This window comes from Limnochorda sp. LNt (assembly GCF_035593265.1).
In the GTDB taxonomy this organism is placed as follows: domain Bacteria; phylum Bacillota; class Limnochordia; order Limnochordales; family Geochordaceae; genus Geochorda; species Geochorda subterranea.
Window position 1 is genome coordinate 48,114 of record NZ_CP141614.1, and the last position, 17,400, is coordinate 65,513.

A 17,400-nucleotide genomic window follows, 5' to 3' on the forward strand; every position below is an offset into this window, starting at 1 on the left:
TCGCGCGGCCCGGGCCGCGACGGTCAGTTGGGCTCCTCGTCGCCGTTGCGCGCTGCGGCGATCTGGGCCAGCGCGGCCACGGCGTCGCCCTCGTCGAGTCGCATCAATACCACGCCTCGGGCCGTGCGCCCCTGCCGGGAGACACCCGAGACGCCGAGTCGGATCATGATCCCCCGCACCGAGATCACCATCACCTCGTCGTCCTCCTCGACGACCCGCATGCCGACCACGGGGCCGTTGCGGTCGCTGTGTCCGATGGCGCGCACGCCCTTGCCGCCCCGCCGCGTCAGACGGTACTCCTCTACCGGCGTGCGCTTGCCGTAGCCCTGCTCGGTGACGATGAGGACGTCGGCCCCCTGGCGGGCGGCGTCCATGGCCACCACGCGGTCGCCGGGCTCCAGGCGGATACCGATGACGCCCCGGCTGGCCCTTCCCATGGGGCGCACGTCCTCCTCGGCGAAGCGCACCGCCTGCCCATCTCGGGTCACCAGCAAGATCTCGTGCTCGCCCTCGGTCAGGCGCACTCCTACCAGGCGGTCGTCGGCGTCGAGGTGGCAGGCGATGATGCCCTGGCGGTTGGTGGCGAACTCCGACAGCGGCGTCTTCTTGACGATCCCGTTGCGGGTCGCCATGAAGAGGTAGCGCCCGTCGTCGAAGCTGGTGACCGCGATGGCCGCCGCCACCGACTCCGCGGCCGACATGGGCAGCAAGTTGTAGATGGAGGTGCCCCGGGCGCCCCGGGAGGCCTCGGGGATCTCCCGCCCCTTCAAGTGATACATCCGGCCCATGTCGGTGAACAACAGCACCCGGGTATGGGTGGTGGCGATGAAGAGGTGCTCGACGAAATCCTCGTCGCGCGTCGCCATGGCCGAGATGCCCCGCCCGCCCCGGCGCTGGCTGCGGTAGGTGGAGGTCGGCTGGCGCTTGATGTAGCCGTTGTGGGTCAGGGTGATGACGACGTCCTCCAGAGCCACCAGGTCGTCCTCCGACACCTCGGATGCCTCCTCCTGGATCTCCGTGCGCCGGGGATCGGCGAAGCGCTGGCGGATCTCGAGGAGCTCCTCCTTGATGATGCGGTACACCTCGCCCACATCGCCCAGGATGGCCGTGAGGCGGGCAATGGTCTGGGTCAGCTCGGCATGCTCCCGGTCCAGCTTCTCGCGCTCCAGACCCGTCAGGCGGCGCAGCTGCATCTCGAGGATGGCGGTGGCCTGGCGCTCCGTCAGGCCGAAGCGCTCCATCAGCCCTCGCCGGGCCGTGGCCTCGTCGGGCGAGGAGCGGATCAGCTCGATGATGGCGTCGATGTGATCCAGCGCGATGCGCAGGCCCTCGACGATGTGCAGGCGCTCCCGGGCCCGCTCCAGGTCGAAGCGGGTGCGCCGCGTCACTACCTCCACCTGGAAGTCCAGGTAGTGGCGCAACGCCTGGCGCAGCGTCAGCACCTGGGGGGTGCCGTCGACCAGCGCCAGCATGATGACGCCGTAGGTATCCTCCAGCTGGGTGTGCTTGAGCAGCCGGTTGATGATCACCTGGGGCTGCGCGTCGCGCCGCAGCTCGATGGCGATCCGCAGCCCCTCCCGATCCGACTCGTCGCGCACCTCCGTGATGCCCTCGATGCGCCGTTCCCGCACCAGGTCGGCGATCTTGGCGATGAGGGTGGCCTTGTTGACCATGTAGGGCAGCTCCGTGACGACGATGCGGACCCGGCCGCCCCCCATGGGCTCGGTCGACAGGCGGGCCCGCACCCGGATGTGGCCCCGTCCGGTCAGATAGGCGTCGCGGATGCCCTGGACCCCCATGATGATGCCACCCGTGGGAAAGTCGGGCCCCTTGACGACGGCGAGCAACTCCTCGTCGCTGGCGTCGGGCCGGTCGATGAGCAGCACCAGGGCGTCGACGATCTCACCCAGGTTGTGGGGGGGCACGTTGGTCGCCATCCCGACGGCGATGCCCGAGGCCCCGTTGATGAGCAGGTTGGGGATGCGGGCGGGCAGGACCACCGGCTGCTGCTGCGTGCCGTCGTAGTTGGGGACGAAGTCGACGGTCTGCTTGTCGATGTCCCGCAGCATCTCCATGGCGATGGCGGACAGGCGCGCCTCGGTGTAGCGCATGGCCGCCGGCGGATCGCCATCGACGCTGCCGTAGTTGCCGTGCCCGTCGACCAGCGGATAGCGATACGAGAAGTCCTGGGCCATGCGCACCATGGCCTCGTAGATGGGCGCATCCCCGTGGGGGTGGTACTTCCCCATCACCTCGCCCACGACGGCTGCCGACTTCTTGTGGGGACGGTCCGGACGGAGGTTGAGCTCGTTCATCACGTAGAGGATGCGGCGCTGGACCGGCTTGAGGCCGTCGCGCACGTCGGGCAGCGCGCGGTCGACGATGACGCTCATCGCATAGTCGATGTAGGAGCGCCGCATCTCGTCCTCGAGTTCGATGGGGATGACCTTGCCGATCCGCTGCTCCTCGGCCATTGAGCAAGCCTCCGTCCGGCGTGCGGTCGTGCCTGGGCGTCAGACGTCCAGGTTGCGGACCTCCCGGGCATGCCGCTGGATGAACTGGCGCCGTGGCTCCACCTGCTCGCCCATCAGGATGGTGAAGATCTCGTCGGCGGCCACCGCGTCCTCCATGGTCACCTGCAAGATGGTGCGGGTCTCGGGGTTCATGGTGGTCTCCCACAGCTGCTCGGCGTTCATCTCGCCGAGACCCTTGTAGCGCTGGATCTCGACGCCGCTCGAGCCCATCTCCTTGAGCACCCGCTCCAGTTCGGCATCGGAGTAGCAGTAGCGCTCCTGCTTGCCCTTGCGCACGCGATAGAGCGGCGGCAGGGCGATGTAGACCCGCCCCTGCTCGATGAACTCGCGGGCGTAGCGGTAGAAGAAGGTGAGCAGCAGGGTGCGGATGTGGGCCCCGTCGACGTCGGCATCGGTCATCAGGATGATGCGCCCGTAGCGGCTCTTGGAGATGTCGAACTCCTCGCCCACCCCCGTGCCGAGCGCCGTGATCATGGCGCGGATCTCGAGGTTGGCGAGGATCTTCTCCATGCCGGCCTTCTCGACGTTGAGGATCTTGCCCCGCAGGGGCATGATGGCCTGAAAGCGCCGGTCCCGCCCCTGCTTGGCGGTGCCGCCTGCCGAATCGCCCTCGACCAGGAAGAGCTCGCACTGCTCGGGGTCGGTGATGATGCAGTCGGCCAGCTTGCCCGGCAGCCCCCCGCTCTCCAGGGCGCTCTTGCGCCGGGTCAGCTCGCGGGCCTTGCGGGCCGCCTCCCGGGCCCTGGCCGCCGTGATGCATTTGTCGAGGATGCGCCGCGCCTCCTGGGGATGCTCCTCCAGAAAGAGCGCGATGGCCTCGCCGGCGACGGAGTCGACCCAGCCCTTCACCTCGCTGTTGCCCAGCTTGGTCTTGGTCTGCCCCTCGAACTGGGGCTCCTGCAGCTTGACGCTCACGACCGCGGTGAGCCCCTCGCGCACGTCGTCGCCGGTCAGGTTGTCCTGGCCGTCCTTGAGCATGCCGAGCTTGCGCGCCGCGTCGTTGAGGGTGCGGGTCAGCGCCGCCCGGAAGCCAGCCAGATGGGTGCCGCCCTCGGTCGTGTGAATGTTGTTGGCGAAGGGGATGACCGTCTCCAGGTAGCCGGTGTTGTACTGCAGCGCGATCTCGATCTGGGTGCCGTTGAGCTCGCGGCGGGCATAGATGACCGTGGGGTGCAACGGCTCCTTGTTGCGGTTGAGGTACCGGACGAACTCGACGATGCCGCCGTCGTAGCGGAGGGTATCGCTGCGTCCGCTGCGCTCGTCGATGAGACGGAGCTCCAGCCCGGCGTTGAGGAAGGCCAGGTTGCGCAGCCTCTGCAAGATGGTGTCGTAGTCGAACGCCGTCGTCTCGAAGACCTCGGAATCGGGCTTGAAGCGCACCAGGGTGCCCGTGCGGTCCGTGGGCCCGATGACCTCGAGCTCGGTCGTCGGCTTGCCCCGCTGGTAGCGCTGACGGTAGACCTGTCCGTTGAGACGGACCTGCACCTCCAGCCACTCCGACAGCGCGTTGACCACGGAGACGCCGACCCCGTGCAGCCCGCCGCTCACCTTGTAGCCGCCGTTTTCGCCGAACTTGCCGCCGGCATGCAGCGTGGTCAACACCGTCTCGACCGCCGGCCGGCCGGTGCGGGGGTGGACGTCGACGGGGATGCCCCGCCCGTCGTCGTCCACCGACAGCGAGCCGTCGGGATGGATCCGCACCTCGATCTGGGTGCAGAAGCCGTTCATCGCCTCGTCGACGCTGTTGTCGACCACCTCCCAGACGAGGTGGTGCAAACCGTGCTCGTCGGTGCTGCCGATGTACATGCCGGGGCGGCGGCGCACCGCCTCCAGGCCTTCGAGCACCTGGATCTGCTGAGCGCCGTAAGGCGTCACGGGGTTGTCCCGCTGAGGCGAACCGCGCGAGGGCGTCAAGGGAAGCCTCCTCCACGATGAAAGCAAGAGCGGCCGAGGTCCAGGCTCATTATACCCCGGGGGTCTCCGTCAGGCCCCCCGGCGCCGGCGCCGTCCAGCACGACGGCGGCCCCGGCCGACGACCACGGGCGACCCGTCGCCGTCCCGCTCGCCCGACCAGGGCATGCTGGCGCGGCGACGCAGCGTCATGGGAGAGATGGGGGAGACGTAGAGGCGACCGGGCGTCACCACCAGCGAGGTGCCGACCCCGTCCCCTACCCAGGTGACGGCGACGTGGTCACCCGACCCCAGGATCTTGTCGAGAGCGAGACCGCGCCGCTGCAGGGCCGCCAGATCCACGATGGCGACCACGTCCCGAGCCCGGATCACCACGTCGTCTCCCAAGTGGACGTACACGCCGCACTCGCCTCCGTCGAAGACCTCTTGGAGCCGGCCGGCCGCCCATCAGCGGCCCGGAACAAGTTCCAGCCGACCGGCCGAAACCCTCCATGTCCTGCCCGGAGCGCCGGGAGAGGGGCCCGCGCCCTCCAGCAGCGACGCCTCGGTAGCCGTGATGAAGGTCTGCGCCTCGGCGGGCAGGACGGTCAGGAGCCGACGCCGGCGCAGCTCGTCGAGCTCCGAGGTGACGTCGTCCAGCAGCAACACCGGCGCCTCCCCCAGCCGGGCCCGCATCCACTCCCACGCCGCCACGAACAGCGCCACCGCCGCCATCCGCTGCTGCCCTCGGGAGCCGTAGTGACGCAGATCGGTCTCGCCCGCGCGCACCACGAGGTCGTCCCGGTGGGGCCCCGCCAGCGTCACGCCCCGGGCCCGCTCCGCGACCCGTAGCGCCTGGAGCCGTCGCAGCAGCCCCTCCCGGACGGCCTCCGCGTCGGGTGACCCCGAGGGTCCGATGTCGTAGCGTGCCTGGTAGGCCACCTCCAGGGGGGCACCGTCGCCCGCCATGCGCTGGTAGACGAGGGAGGCGACGGGCGCCAGATCGCGTAGCAGCCCCAGGCGGCCCACCACCAGCTCCGCCCCGCTCTGCGCAAGCTCCTCGTCCCATATCGCCAGCAGGGCCGCCGACGCCGAGGCCCCTTTGACGGCCGCGCGCAAGAGCCCGTTTCGCTGGCGCAGCACCTGGACGTAGCGCAACAGGCCCGCCCGGTAGAGGGGATCGGCCTGCGCCAGGATCAGATCGATGAAGCGCCGGCGATGGGCCGGGCCGCCCCGTACCACGTCCACCTCGTCGGGCGAGAACCACAGCGCTGCCAGCGTGCCGAGCACGTCGGCATGGCGCGTGATGGCCTTGCCGTTGATGCGAAAAAGCCGGCCGCCCGGCCGCAAGTCGAGGCGCAGATCGCGCTCGGCTCCCGTGGCGTCCAAGGAGAGCCGCGCCTCCACCACGGCCTGGGGGTGGCCGAACCGGATCATGGCCCGGGGGTCGCTGGCTCGAGGGGAGCGGGCACCTCCAAGCACCCAGATGGCCTCGAGGAGGTTGGTCTTGCCCTGCGCGTTGGGGCCGACGACGAGGTTGAGACGGGGGTGCGGCTCGAGCTCCACGGACTCGTAGTTGCGAAACTGCGCCACCCGCAGCGAGACGATCCTCACGGCTCAGCCCAGCCGCGCGATGACGACGAACTGCCCTCGGCCCACCACTTCCACCTCGTCACCCGGGTAGAGCTTTCGCGAGCGCCGCAACTCCCTCAGGCCGTTGACCTTGACCAGGCCGCGCGCCACCAGCGTCTTGGCCTCTCCGCCCGTGCGAGCGGCCCCGCTCAGCTTGAGGAACTGCTGCAGCTCGATGGGCTCGACCCGGATGCTGACAGGGACGGCTGCCACGCGACCTTCGCCTCCCCGGGACGCCGGTTAGCCCGTGCGCCACGGCATCACTATATAGCGGTATCCAGGATCGCCGGCGATCCGGAAGGTGCCCTGGCGGGCAGGATCGCCCAGCTCCAGCTCTACCTCCTCCTCGTCGAAGGCCTTGAGAAACTCTTCCAGGAAGCGGGCCTGGTAGGCGACGGTGAAACCCGGCCCCTCGGCGTACGCCTCGACCCTCTCCTCTCCCTCGCCGGAGTCGGCCACAGCGCTGCGCAAGAGCACCTGGCCCTCCTCCACGGAGATCTGGACGACCGCGGGCCCACGGCGGCTCAAGAGGGCGACCCGCTGCACCGCATCGAGCAAGGAGGGCCGCCGGAACCGCACCCGGCTCGGGAGGTCGTCCAGGAAGACCTGCCGGTACGGCGGGAAGTTGCCCTCGATGAGGCGGGTGGTGAGGCGAGCGGTGGTCACCTCGAGCTCCGCCAGACGCTCGCCCAGGGAGAGGCTCACCGCGATGTCGGGATCCACCGAGGCGCACATCCGCCGCATCTCCTCCAGCGCACGGGCCGGCAAGATGGCACGAGGGGAGAAAAGCCCCGCGTTGCCGAAGGGCGTGAGCCCGGCGATGGGGATCTCGCGGTAGGCGAGCCGTGAGCTGTCGGTGGCCACCAGCCGCAGGAGCCCCTCTTCGCTCTCGAGCAAGACGCCACTCAGCACGGGGCGCTGGTCCGAGACCGCGCTGGCGAAGCGACACTGCGTGATGGCACGTGCCAGGTCGCCTGCCGGCAGTTGCACCCGCCAACCATCGGCCAGCTGCGGTAGCTCCGGAAACTCGTCGGCCGCCATCGAGACCAGGGAGAATCGCGAGCCCCCGGCTCTCACCTCGAACACCTGGCCGTCGGCGCCCGACCGCAGGCCCACGTCCTGCCCCTGCAGCCGCCGCACCAGGGCCGAGAAGAGCCGGGCATCCACGACCCTCTCCCCCGGCTCCTCGACGAGGGCCTCCACGCCTGCCGAGACGGACATCTCCAGGTCGGTGGCGGCCAGCTCCAGGCGCCCGCCGGCGGCGTGGAGCCGGACGCCCCCCAGCACGGGCAGGTTCTCGCCGGTGGCGGCTGCCCGCTCGGCCAGGGCCAGGGCCGTGGCGAGGCGCTCACGAGCACATGTGACGATCATGGGCGGGATGGCTCCTCTCCGGTCGATCTGCTGAAGACGACGATCTGGTCCGACCTATCGGACCAAGGACCCCATGGCCAAGACAGTAGAGGTCCCAGTAAGGCCTGTGCAAAGAGTGGACAACGGCGGGCGTCCCGGTGCGACGCTCCTCGGCGGGGTCGGGAGCTGTGGAAGGACCGCTCGGCGCCACGTGGAGAGGGTGGGGACGGCGCGGCGGCGCGTCTCGAGACCGTCCGTGGCTGTGGGCAACGGGGGCGATCTGTCCACAGGATTTCGATGGTCGGTCACATCCTATCCACGCGATTCGCACCACGGTCTCGATCAAGGGCGCGTGAGCCGCTGACGCAGGTGGCGCAGCAGATCGGCGATGGCTGGGTCGCGGCGGGCCAGGCTCTGCACCTTGTCCACCGCGTGCAGCACCGTCGAGTGGTCGCGCCCGCCGAACTGCTCGCCGATGTGCGGGAGCGAGGCCTGGGTCAGTTCCCGGCAGAGGAACATGGCGATCTGGCGAGCCAGGGCCAGCTCCCGGGCCCGGCTCTTGCCCTTGAGCTGGGCGGGGGTGAGGCCGAAGTGCTCGCTGACGACGCTCTGGATGCGGTCGATGGTGACCGCACGGTGCTGCGACTCGGCCAGGTCCCGCAGCGCCTCGATGGCCAGGTCGAGGGTCGGGGGCGTGCCCGCCAGCCTCGAGGCCGTGGCCACCTTGCGCAGGGCCCCCTCGAGCACCCGGATGTTGGAGCGGATCACCTCGGCGACGTAGCGCAGCACGTCGTCGGGCATCTCGAGCCCGTCCGCCTCGCAGCGCTTGCGCAGGATGGCCAGGCGCGTCTCGAAGTCGGGCGGCTGGATGTCGGCCAGCAGGCCCCAGGCGAAGCGCGAGCGCAGGCGCTCCTCCAGCTTGGGGATCTCCGACGGGGGCCGGTCGCTGGAGAGGACGATCTGGCGACCCGCCTCGTAAAGCGTGTTGAAGGTGTGGAAGAACTCCTCCTGCGTGCTCTCCTTGCCGGCGGCGAAGTGGACGTCGTCGAGGAGCAGCACGTCCAGCGATCGGTAGCGATTGCGAAACTCGGGCATGCTGCGGCGCTGCAGCGAGTCGACCAGGTCGTTGGTGAAGGCCTCGGTGGTGACGTACAGCACCTTCATCCTGGGGCGGGTGCGCGCCAGCTCGTGGGCCACGGCCTGCATGAGGTGCGTCTTGCCCAATCCCACCCCGCCGTAGAGGAAGAGGGGATTGTAGGGGCCACCCGGGTTGGAGACCACCCCCAGGCAGGCCGAGTAGGCGAAGCGATTGCCGTTGCCGACGACGAAGCTGTCGAAGGTGTAGCGAGGGTTGAGACCGATGGCGGCCGGGAGGGCCTCCTCGTCGGCCGGTCGCACCCCGTCGCGGGAGGCCGATGGGGGATCGATGGGCACGCCCCCGACCGACGGCGCGGGGGGCACCTCGCCAGGGGTGACCAGCTGCACCGAGCAGGGCCGGCCCGTCAGGGAGGAGAGGATCGCATCCAGGGCGCTGCCGTAGCGGGAGCGGACCCAGTCACGGGTGAACGGATCCGGCACCTCCACCAGCAGGCGGGGGCCGTCCATTGCGAGGGGCCGGGCCCCCTTGAGCCACGCGTCGAAGCCAGGGCTCACCCCCTCACGTTCGACGACGATCGAGACCGTGGTATGCCATAGGTCAGACAATGAGCCCATCTTCTGCCCTCCAGGTCATTGGCCGTCGGCCCTCCGGGCCGACGCGGCCAGGCCTCTGACCGGGCCAGGCACGCCCCCGCGATGGTGATGCGCGCTCAGGCCAGCGAGTGGGGCGAAAGTCCGCCCGCCCGCTGGCTCAGCAACTGCTCGACAGCCGCCGCGCCCTCGGCAGTGAGCCGGCGCTTGCCGGACCCGTTGGGTGCGACCAGCCCCAGCCCCTCCAGGACCACCAGCTCGCGGAAGGCGGTGGTCAAGCTCATCCGGAGGTGCTGGGAGGCGGCGCTGGGCCCTATCTCTCCCAGGTCGGCAGCGAGGAGGAGCAACCGCCGCTGACGGGCCGTGAGAGCCTCGACGCCACGACGAGAAGGGGCGGTCGGGACGCAGGCCGGCGCCGCCGCCACGGAAGCCGCGGCCGAAGGGGCCGCCCTTCGCGGCGAGAGGGTGACGACGGTACCGCCGGCCAGGTTGTCGTCGATGCGCAGCTCCCCGCCGACGCGCTCCATCAACGCGGTCGCGATGGTGAGGCCGGAGCCCACGCCACGGATGTACCGGCGCATCTGCGCCGTGGCGGTGGTGAAGCCCGGGAGCAGGGCCCGCTGCTTATCGGGGATGCCGGGGCCCTGATCGGAGACGGTCACCGAGCCGTCGGGCGCGATGGAGACCGTGGCCAGCTGGAAGTGAGCGTGGATCAGGTTTTCGACCACCGCGACCACGGCCTCGGCCGGAACGGGGCTGCCCACATCCCTGACCCATTGCGCGCTGCGCCGGCAGGCCTCGACCAATAGCGCGCCCGTCTCGGTCGCGCAGACATCGTAGACGGCCGGCAAGCCCCCCTCGGGTGGGTAGACGGCCAGCCGCACGCTGAGCGAGGCCGAGGAGTCGCTGGGCTGGAGCCGGGCGGCGGGGGTGAAGGAGACCAGGCGCGCGTCGTCCGCGGCGTCCCTTGCCTCCACCGATGGAAATCGGATGAGCGAGTGCGAGCGCACGGATGTCTCCATGTCGGCGTCCCGGCCTCTTCTAGGCGCCTCCTTCGGGGGCGGCGAAAAGCTGAGAAAAGGTCGACAGGGCACGGCACGCGGCGGGCCAATATCCACAATATCCCCGGGTTATCCACAGCTCGTTTTCGCCCCAGCAAGCCTCGACGGGGCCGCGCGAGCAGGCCCGCGGGCGCGAGGAGAGAAGGTCGTCGGGCTCGCACACCCCGTGAAAAGTGAAGGTCCGCGCGGCTCTCACAACGACCGTCCCCCATCCCCCTGCCCGGTCGGCGGCGCTTTTCGCACAGGCTACCCACAGCTTGTCGACGGGAGAGTGCACAGGCAGAGCCGGCCGCTCGACCGGGCAATCGTGAGTCTAAGAGGGAGGGGGGAGGCCAGGCAAGGGGTCCCAAGAGCCGGGGCGGCGGACGGGCAGGCGTTGACGTTCCGAAAAGCCCAGGGCTATAATCGAACCTGCCGCTTTTGGCGCCGACAGCGTCTCATCACGCCAGAGGCCCCATCCGGGGTGGCTTCGGAGCATTTCGGAGGAGTTCGAAAGAGCATGAAAAGAACGTTCCAGCCGAAGCGCCGCCATCGCCGACGGGTCCACGGGTTTCTCCGGAGGATGTCCACGCCTGGCGGGCGGAAGGTGTTGAAGCGCCGGCGGGCCAAGGGCCGGGCCCGCTTGACCGTGCGCTGAGCGGCCGGCGGTGGGGGCCAGGGCTCTACCGTCTGGTGGTCCGGCGCGACTTCGATCGGGTCTTTCGCTCGGGGCGGCGTGGGGCTACGCACCTGGTGACCGCATGGGCAGCGCCAGGGCCGTGTGCAGGTGTGCGGGTCGGCTTCGCGGTGGGCCGCCGGGTCGGCAAGGCGGTGACACGCAACCGCGTCCGCCGGCGCCTGCGGGAGGCGCTCCGGCTGGAGCTTGAGGGCGTGCGGCCCGGGACGGACGTGGTCCTCTCGGCGCGCCCGGGTTGTCGCGACGCCGAATTCAGCGAACTGAGGGAAGCGCTACGGACTGCACTGAAGCGAGCGGGCGCATGGGTCGGCTCCGCATGAGCGGGGGCGGTTCGCCTCTCGGGCGGGGTCTGGCTGCCGTGGTGGGCGTCTACCGGCGGTGGATCTCGCCCTGGACGCCGCCTGTCTGCCGCTTCTATCCCAGTTGCTCTGCCTATGCCGAGGAGGCCTTGGTGCGGCACGGGGCCGTAAAGGGGACGTGGCTCGCCCTGCGACGGATCGCCCGGTGTCATCCGTGGCACCCCGGCGGATACGACCCCGTCCCTTGAGGCGCGCTCCCAGGGGTCACGCGCAGAGAGGCGGTAGGGGCGACCGTGGATCAACTGGCCAATGGACTGTGGTGGCTGCTCGAGCAGCTGCGGGCCGTGACCGGCAACTACGGGCTGGCGGTCATCGGGCTGACGCTCCTGGTGCGGTTGGTGCTGTTGCCCCTGGGGGTGGCGCAGTTTCGAGCCCTCGAGGGGCAAAAGCGCATCCAGCCCCAGCTGCAGGAGCTGCAGAAGAAGTACAAGGATCGCCCCCAAGAGCTCCAGCGCCGCATGATGGAGCTCTACCGGGAGCAGAAGATCAATCCCTTCGGTGGCTGCCTCCCGTCGCTGCTGCAGCTTCCCATCCTGTGGGGACTCTTCCTCGCCTTGCGGCGGCTCCCAGAGGGGAGCCTGTTCCTTGTCTGGGATCTGAGCGTGCGCGACCCCTACCTCGTCTGGCCCATCCTCACGGGCTGGTCCCAGTACATATCGATGAAGGTGTCGCTCACGGATCCCCGGCAGGGGCAGACCATGCTGATCATGTCCTTGGTCAGCGCCGTCTTCGCGGCCAGCTTTCCGACGGGGCTGGCGCTGTACTGGACCGTGAGCAGCCTGTTCACGTACGCCCAGTACTGGTTCTTCCAGCGGCGGCTGGTGGAGGCGAGAGGAGGCGTCAGGGCTTCATGAGTGCCCCTCGCTCCGTCGTCAAGTCCGGACGCAACGTGGAGGAGGCGCTGGAGGCCGCGCTCGACGAGCTGGGCGTCGAGCGTGACGAGGTGGTCGTGGAGGTGCTCGAGGAGGCCAACAAGGGCCTGCTGGGCTGGATCGGGGGGCGGCTGGCGCGGGTGCGGGTGACGGTCAAGCATCCCGGGACCGAGCCGGAGCCCCATCCGGACGGTCATGCCGATGGCGAGGAGCCCGCCCGGGGTACCACCTCCGGCGAGGAGGGCGATCGCGAGCGGCTGGAGCGCGGCCGCACCTTCGTGCGAGAGGTGATCCGGCTGATGGGGATCCCCGGTGCCGTCGAGACGCGGCGCATGGGGCCGGGCGCCTATCAGCTCAACGTGGTCTCCGAGCGGGCGGGGTTGCTCATCGGCCATCGGGGCCAGACGCTCAACGCGTTGCAGTACCTGGCCAACGTGGTGGCCAACCGGGAGCACGGGCCCGAGCCGTTGAGGCTGGTACTGGACGCCGGCGACTACCGGCGCCGGCGAGAGGCGGCCTTGCGGCAGGTCGCGCAGCAGGCGGCACGGCGGGTGCGCCAGGAGCGGCGGCGGGTGGCGCTGGAGCCGATGAGCGCCGCGGAGCGCCGGATCGTCCACCTCGCGCTCAAGGACGACCCGGCGGTGGCGACCCGCTCCGAGGGCGAGGAGCCCCATCGCCGGGTGGTGATCTTTCCGAAGGGGGAGGAGCAGCTGCCTGCCGGGCAGCGACCACGCGGCCGGTCGACGACGCGCAGGGCGGGGCCGTCGTAGGTTGGGGCGTCAGGGGGCGGCCGGTGACGGCCGCCCCCTCGTCATGGAGGCGAGGGGTGTGGAGCGGGGCGAGGTGGAGGCCCTCGTCGAGGGGGCCGGGGCGCTCGGTGTCGAAATTGCCATCGACATGGCGAGGAAGTTAGGCCAGCTAACGTCCCTGCTGCTCGAGGCCAATCGCAGGACCAACCTGACCGCCGTGCGTGACCGGCGCGAGGTGCTGGTCAAGCACCATCTCGACTCCCTCTCCCTGGGCCGGTGGATCGGGCCCGAGGCCCGCGGCGCCGTCGTGGACGTGGGCAGCGGGGCCGGCTTCCCGGGGCTGGTCATCGCCGTCGTCCGGCCCCAGTTGCGGGTGGTCCTCGTGGAGTCCGTGCTGCGCAAGACCCTCTTCCTCGAGGAGGCGGTGGGAGTGCTGGGGCTCCCCAACGTCCGGGTGGTGCGTGAGCGGGCCGAGCAGCTGGGCCGGGATCCGAGCTGGCGGGAGCGCTTCGACTTCGCGACCATCCGGGCGGTGGGGAGCCTGGCGCTGAGCCTGGAGCTGTGCGCACCGCTGCTGAGACCGGGTGGGGTGGCGCTGGTGATGAAGGGGCCGCGCTTCGTCGATGAGTGGGAGGCGGGGCGGCGGATCGCGCCCGCGCTGGGCTTGGCGGAGCCGCAGGCCCATCGGCTGGAGCTGCCGGGCCCCATCGAGCGGGTGGTCATCACTTCGCGCAAGGAGGCCGCGACGCCGGCGGCGTTTCCGCGTCGTCCCGGCCAGCTGGGACGCGTCTCGGGTTTTAGCGAGAGGAAGGCGGACAGGCCTTGAAGAATGCGGCCAACCAGCCCGGCTCATAGTCGGCGGGCAAGGAGGCGCAGACGGACGCGTGAGATTGGGAGAGCTGCTGCGGGGCAAGGCGACGGCCACGTCCAAGCCCATCCCGGCGGCGGAGGGCGGCGTGGAGGTCCAGTGGATCGAGACCGCCCAGATCCGTCCGGGGCGTTACCAGCCCCGGCGCAGCCTGCCCGAGGCCGAGCTCGAGGAGCTGGCCCGGTCCATCCAGGAGCACGGTGTGCTGCAGCCCATCCTCGTGCGGCGGGTCGAGGATGGCTATGAGCTGGTGGCGGGCGAGCGGCGCTGGCGGGCAGCTCAGATGGCCGGCCTGGCCAGGGTGCCGGCCATCGTACGGGATGCCGACGACCGGACGGCGGCCGAGTGGGCCCTCATCGAAAACCTGCAGCGCGCCGAGCTCCACTTCCTGGAGCAGGCGGAGGGCTTCCGCCGCGTGATGGAGGAGTTCGGCCTGACGCAAGAGGAGCTGGCGCGGCGGCTCGGGTGCAGCCAGGGAGCCATCGCCAACAAGCTGCGCCTGCTGCGACTGCCCGAGGAGGTGCGGGCCGTCATCCGCGAGCGGGGCCTCGGGGAGCGTCAGAGCCGGAGTCTGCTCCGCCTGGAGGACCCCGGGCAGCAGCTTGAGGCGGTCAAGGCCATCGCGGAGCGCCAGCTCAGCGCCGAGGAGAGCGAGCGTCTGGTCGAGGGGCTGCTGCAGGGTCGGGCGCGGCGGCGACGCGTACGGGCCGTCTACGGGGATGCCCGGATCTTCGTCAACGGGCTGCGCCAAGTGGTGCGTCAGGCCCGCAAGGCGGGGTTCGAAGCAGCTCTGGAGGAAGGCGAGGACGACGCGGCGTGGACCTTCGTCGTCAAGTTGGCCAAGGCCAAGTCGTCCGGGCGCGAGCGGCGCGGAAGGAGTTGAACGAGGAGATTGGCTCGGATCCTGGCGGTGGTCAATCAAAAGGGCGGGGTCGGCAAGAGCACGACCGCGGTCAACCTCGCCGCCTACCTGGCCGTGGCGGGGCACCGGGTGCTCCTGGTGGACGTCGATCCCCAGGGCAATGCCACCACGGGCGTGGGGATCGACAAGCGGGGGCTGCCCGCCTGCATCTACCACGTCTTGATGGGGGAGCAGCCCATCGAGGCCATCATCCGGCCGACGGAGGTGGCGGGGCTGGAGGTGGCGCCGGCTACCATCGACCTGGCGGGCGCGGAGATCGAGCTGGTCAGCGCGCTCTCCCGTGAGTTTCGGCTCAAGCGCGGGCTGGAGCCCGTCGAGGACGGCTACGACTACGTCATCATCGACTCGCCCCCGTCGCTGGGGCTGCTGACCCTCAACGGCATGGCGGCGGCCCACAAGGTGCTGGTGCCCATCCAGTGCGAGTTTTACGCGCTGGAGGGGCTGAGCCAGCTGATGCGCACCGTGGAGATGGTGAGGGAGCACCTCAACCCCGATCTCGGCGTCGCGGGGGTGGTGCTGACGATGTACGACTCTCGCACCAACCTCTCGCAGCAGGTGGTGGAGGACGTGCGCTCCTTCTTCGAGGGGCGGGTGCGGGTCTTCGAGACCCTGATCCCTCGAAACGTCCGACTCACCGAGGCGCCGAGCTACGGCAAGCCCATCGTCCTGTACGACCCCCAGTGCCGGGGGGCCGAGGCCTATCGCTCCCTGGCGGAGGAGGTGATGCGGTATGAGCCGTCAAGCGCTCGGGCGAGGGCTTAGGGCGCTGATACCGGAGAGCGCGACGTCCCGGCCCGAGGGCGGGCGGCTGCGCGAGGTGGCCATCGGCGAGGTGGCGCCCAATCCCTACCAGCCCCGCCGCGAGTTCGCGGACGATGAGCTGCAGGAGCTGGCGGCCTCCATCCGGGCGCACGGCGTGCTGGAGCCCGTGGTGGTCCGTCCGGTCGTCGGGCGAGAGCCGGTGCGCTACGAGCTGGTGGTGGGCGAGCGCCGGTGGCGGGCGGCTCAGCTGGCGGGCCTGACGAGCCTCCCCGCCGTGGTGCGTCCGGTGGAGGATCGCGAGATGCTGCAGATGGCCCTGGTGGAAAACCTGCAACGGGAGGATCTCAATCCCCTCGAGGAGGCCGAGGCCTACCGCCGGCTGATGGACGAGTTCGGCCTGAGCCAGGACGACGTGGCGCAGGCGGTGGGGCGCAAGCGGCCCACGGTGGCCAACACCCTGCGGCTGCTGGAGCTGGAGCCCGAGATCCGGGAGGCCTTGCGGGCCGGCCGGCTCAGCGCAGGACACGGCAAGGCGCTGCTGGCCGCGCCGCCCGGCCGGGCGCGCGTGGAGCTGGCGCAGCGCGTGCTGGAGGCAGGGCTGTCGGTACGGGAGACGGAGGGGCTGGCCCGGCAGCTGGCGCAGGGACGGGAGGCCACAGGGGTGGGGCGGGCGGGCGGAGGGCACCGGAGGCCTGCGGCCTCGGACGAGTCGGAGCGGCGGTGGAGCGAGGTGGAGGCGGCCCTGGAGCGGGCCCTGGGCACCCGGGTCGTCATCCGCGAGGGGCGTCGCAAGGGCCGCATCGAGATCGAATTCTACGGCGAGGAGGATCTCGTGCGTCTCGTCGAGCTGCTCGGGCAGGTCGACGACCGGGTGGCCATCGGCGGCCTGCGCTGAGCGAGCGGGTCTCGCCCGTGTTCCACGTGGAACATCTCTCACGGCCCCAGGCGGGCATCGGGGATTCGAGCCCCGGCGGCCCCGATCGAGCCCTGGCAGGAGTCGACAATGACGGTGTCGAACCCCAGGGCCACGGGGTGGGGAACGATAACGGAGGTTGCCCGCCTGGATGGCGAGGAAGCGGAGCGAGCCCTACATCACCATCGCCATCGTCCCGCACGACGGCGGCGTCGTTCGCTCCTTGCGCCTGCGGCGACGGACCTATGACGCGCTACGGGCGGCGGTCGGCCTCGTCCTGGTCGCTCTCCTCTGGCTCTCCAACTCCTACGTCACGGCTCTCCACCGGCAGGCCCTGCTGAGCGGACGGCTGGCCCTCCAGCTGGACCGGTATGCCACCCTCGAGCGTGCCTACATCGATGAGCAGAGCAATTTCGAGGCGCTGATGGCCGAGGCGGCGGGCATCCAGCAAGAGCTCCAACGGCTGGCCGTCGCCAGTGCGGAGCTGCGCGAGATGCTGGCCCGCGCTGACGCCGTGCCGCCGCCCGCGCTGCCCCCTGTGCGGCAGGTCGCCCAGGGCGACAGGCCGACCGGCCAGGGCGGGCCGCTCTCGGCGCCTGACGTGATCCCCATCGTGGCGGCCGCCCTGCGCTACGCGGATGACCGGATCCAGGCGTACGACGACCACTTCAAGGCCCTCCGGTCGCGGACCCTCGAGTTCGTCCGGATGAGGGCTCACACGCCATCCATCTGGCCGACGGAGGGTTGGCTGAGCTCGGGGTACGGGCCGCGTACGCATCCCATCACGGGCCAGTCCGACTACCACTACGGGGTCGACATCGCCGGCATGGTGGGAACTCCCATCCGGGCCGCCGCCGATGGCCAGGTCGTGTCGGCCGGGCGCCGCTCCGGGTACGGTCTGACCATCGTCATCGACCATGGCTACGGCCGGCAGACCCTGTACGGACACCTCTCTCGGATTCAGGTCAAGGTGGGCCAGCGGGTCACCAAGGGGCAGGTCATCGGCGCCATGGGGTCGACGGGCCTGAGCACCGGCCCCCACCTCCACTACGAGGTGCGGGTCAACGGCCGCCCCGTCAACCCGCTCAACTACCTGCCCTGAGCAGACATCCAGCGAAGGAGG

General features: G+C 70.4%; 18 protein-coding genes. 10 read left to right on the top strand and 8 right to left on the bottom strand.

The annotated features are described in order from the left end of the window. Positions 1-23: 23 nt before the first annotated feature. From gyrA to VLY81_RS00300, 8 genes are all read right to left on the bottom strand, one after another. Positions 24-2,474, bottom strand: coding sequence for a DNA gyrase subunit A (gene gyrA, locus VLY81_RS00265; RefSeq protein WP_324668998.1), 2,451 nt, complete (start codon positions 2,472-2,474; stop codon positions 24-26). 39 nt (positions 2,475-2,513) lie between these two features. Continuing rightward, positions 2,514-4,409, bottom strand: coding sequence for a DNA topoisomerase (ATP-hydrolyzing) subunit B (gene gyrB, locus VLY81_RS00270; protein ID WP_324668999.1), 1,896 nt, complete (start codon positions 4,407-4,409; stop codon positions 2,514-2,516). A gap of 108 nt (positions 4,410-4,517) precedes the next feature. Then, positions 4,518-4,844: an extracellular matrix regulator RemB gene (gene remB / locus VLY81_RS00275; RefSeq protein WP_324669000.1), complete on the bottom strand. Its 327-nt coding sequence runs from the start codon at positions 4,842-4,844 to the stop codon at positions 4,518-4,520. 48 nt (positions 4,845-4,892) lie between these two features. Beyond that, positions 4,893-6,038 carry a DNA replication/repair protein RecF gene (recF, locus tag VLY81_RS00280; protein WP_324669001.1) on the bottom strand — a complete coding sequence of 382 codons (1,146 nt, stop codon included), beginning with the start codon at positions 6,036-6,038 and terminating at the stop codon, positions 4,893-4,895. A 3-nt stretch (positions 6,039-6,041) separates the two neighbouring features. Further along, a complete protein-coding gene (locus VLY81_RS00285) occupies positions 6,042-6,269 on the bottom strand; it encodes an RNA-binding S4 domain-containing protein (RefSeq protein ID WP_324669002.1) in 228 nt (75 codons plus the stop codon). 27 nt (positions 6,270-6,296) lie between these two features. Beyond that, positions 6,297-7,427 carry a DNA polymerase III subunit beta gene (gene dnaN, locus VLY81_RS00290; protein WP_324669003.1) on the bottom strand — a complete coding sequence of 377 codons (1,131 nt, stop codon included), beginning with the start codon at positions 7,425-7,427 and terminating at the stop codon, positions 6,297-6,299. A gap of 321 nt (positions 7,428-7,748) precedes the next feature. Continuing rightward, positions 7,749-9,059: a chromosomal replication initiator protein DnaA gene (dnaA, locus tag VLY81_RS00295; RefSeq protein WP_324669005.1), complete on the bottom strand. Its 1,311-nt coding sequence runs from the start codon at positions 9,057-9,059 to the stop codon at positions 7,749-7,751. Positions 9,060-9,214: 155 nt separating this feature from the next. Continuing rightward, positions 9,215-10,117, bottom strand: coding sequence for an ATP-binding protein (locus VLY81_RS00300; protein ID WP_324669006.1), 903 nt, complete (start codon positions 10,115-10,117; stop codon positions 9,215-9,217). A 538-nt stretch (positions 10,118-10,655) separates the two neighbouring features. Here VLY81_RS00300 and rpmH point away from each other — a divergent pair. From rpmH to VLY81_RS00345, 10 genes are all read left to right on the top strand, one after another. Next, positions 10,656-10,793, top strand: coding sequence for a 50S ribosomal protein L34 (gene rpmH / locus VLY81_RS00305; protein WP_324669007.1), 138 nt, complete (start codon positions 10,656-10,658; stop codon positions 10,791-10,793). Positions 10,794-10,828: 35 nt separating this feature from the next. Next, positions 10,829-11,152, top strand: coding sequence for a ribonuclease P protein component (gene rnpA, locus VLY81_RS14440; RefSeq protein WP_405001271.1), 324 nt, complete (start codon positions 10,829-10,831; stop codon positions 11,150-11,152). Continuing rightward, on the top strand, positions 11,149-11,379 hold the full coding sequence (yidD, locus tag VLY81_RS00310) for a membrane protein insertion efficiency factor YidD (protein WP_324669008.1): 231 nt from the start codon (positions 11,149-11,151) through the stop codon (positions 11,377-11,379). Before rnpA ends, yidD begins: the two co-directional genes overlap by 4 nt. Before the next feature lie 45 nt (positions 11,380-11,424). Continuing rightward, positions 11,425-12,045, top strand: a complete 621-nt coding sequence (locus VLY81_RS00315; RefSeq protein WP_324669009.1) for a YidC/Oxa1 family membrane protein insertase — start codon at positions 11,425-11,427, stop codon at positions 12,043-12,045. Then, positions 12,042-12,833, top strand: coding sequence for an RNA-binding cell elongation regulator Jag/EloR (gene jag, locus VLY81_RS00320; RefSeq protein WP_324669010.1), 792 nt, complete (start codon positions 12,042-12,044; stop codon positions 12,831-12,833). The genes VLY81_RS00315 and jag overlap by 4 nt, the downstream gene beginning before the upstream one ends. 43 nt (positions 12,834-12,876) lie before the next feature. Then, on the top strand, positions 12,877-13,638 hold the full coding sequence (gene rsmG, locus VLY81_RS00325; RefSeq protein WP_324669011.1) for a 16S rRNA (guanine(527)-N(7))-methyltransferase RsmG: 762 nt from the start codon (positions 12,877-12,879) through the stop codon (positions 13,636-13,638). Positions 13,639-13,696: 58 nt separating this feature from the next. Then, positions 13,697-14,563: a ParB/RepB/Spo0J family partition protein gene (locus VLY81_RS00330; RefSeq protein ID WP_324669012.1), complete on the top strand. Its 867-nt coding sequence runs from the start codon at positions 13,697-13,699 to the stop codon at positions 14,561-14,563. A 9-nt stretch (positions 14,564-14,572) separates the two neighbouring features. Continuing rightward, positions 14,573-15,364 carry a ParA family protein gene (locus tag VLY81_RS00335; protein ID WP_324669013.1) on the top strand — a complete coding sequence of 264 codons (792 nt, stop codon included), beginning with the start codon at positions 14,573-14,575 and terminating at the stop codon, positions 15,362-15,364. Next, positions 15,333-16,259, top strand: a complete 927-nt coding sequence (locus VLY81_RS00340; RefSeq protein WP_324669014.1) for a ParB/RepB/Spo0J family partition protein — start codon at positions 15,333-15,335, stop codon at positions 16,257-16,259. Before VLY81_RS00335 ends, VLY81_RS00340 begins: the two co-directional genes overlap by 32 nt. Before the next feature lie 169 nt (positions 16,260-16,428). After that, the gene (locus VLY81_RS00345; protein ID WP_324669015.1) at positions 16,429-17,379 is read left to right on the top strand and encodes a M23 family metallopeptidase; all 951 of its coding nucleotides are present in this window, start codon (positions 16,429-16,431) and stop codon (positions 17,377-17,379) included. Positions 17,380-17,400 lie beyond the last annotated feature (21 nt).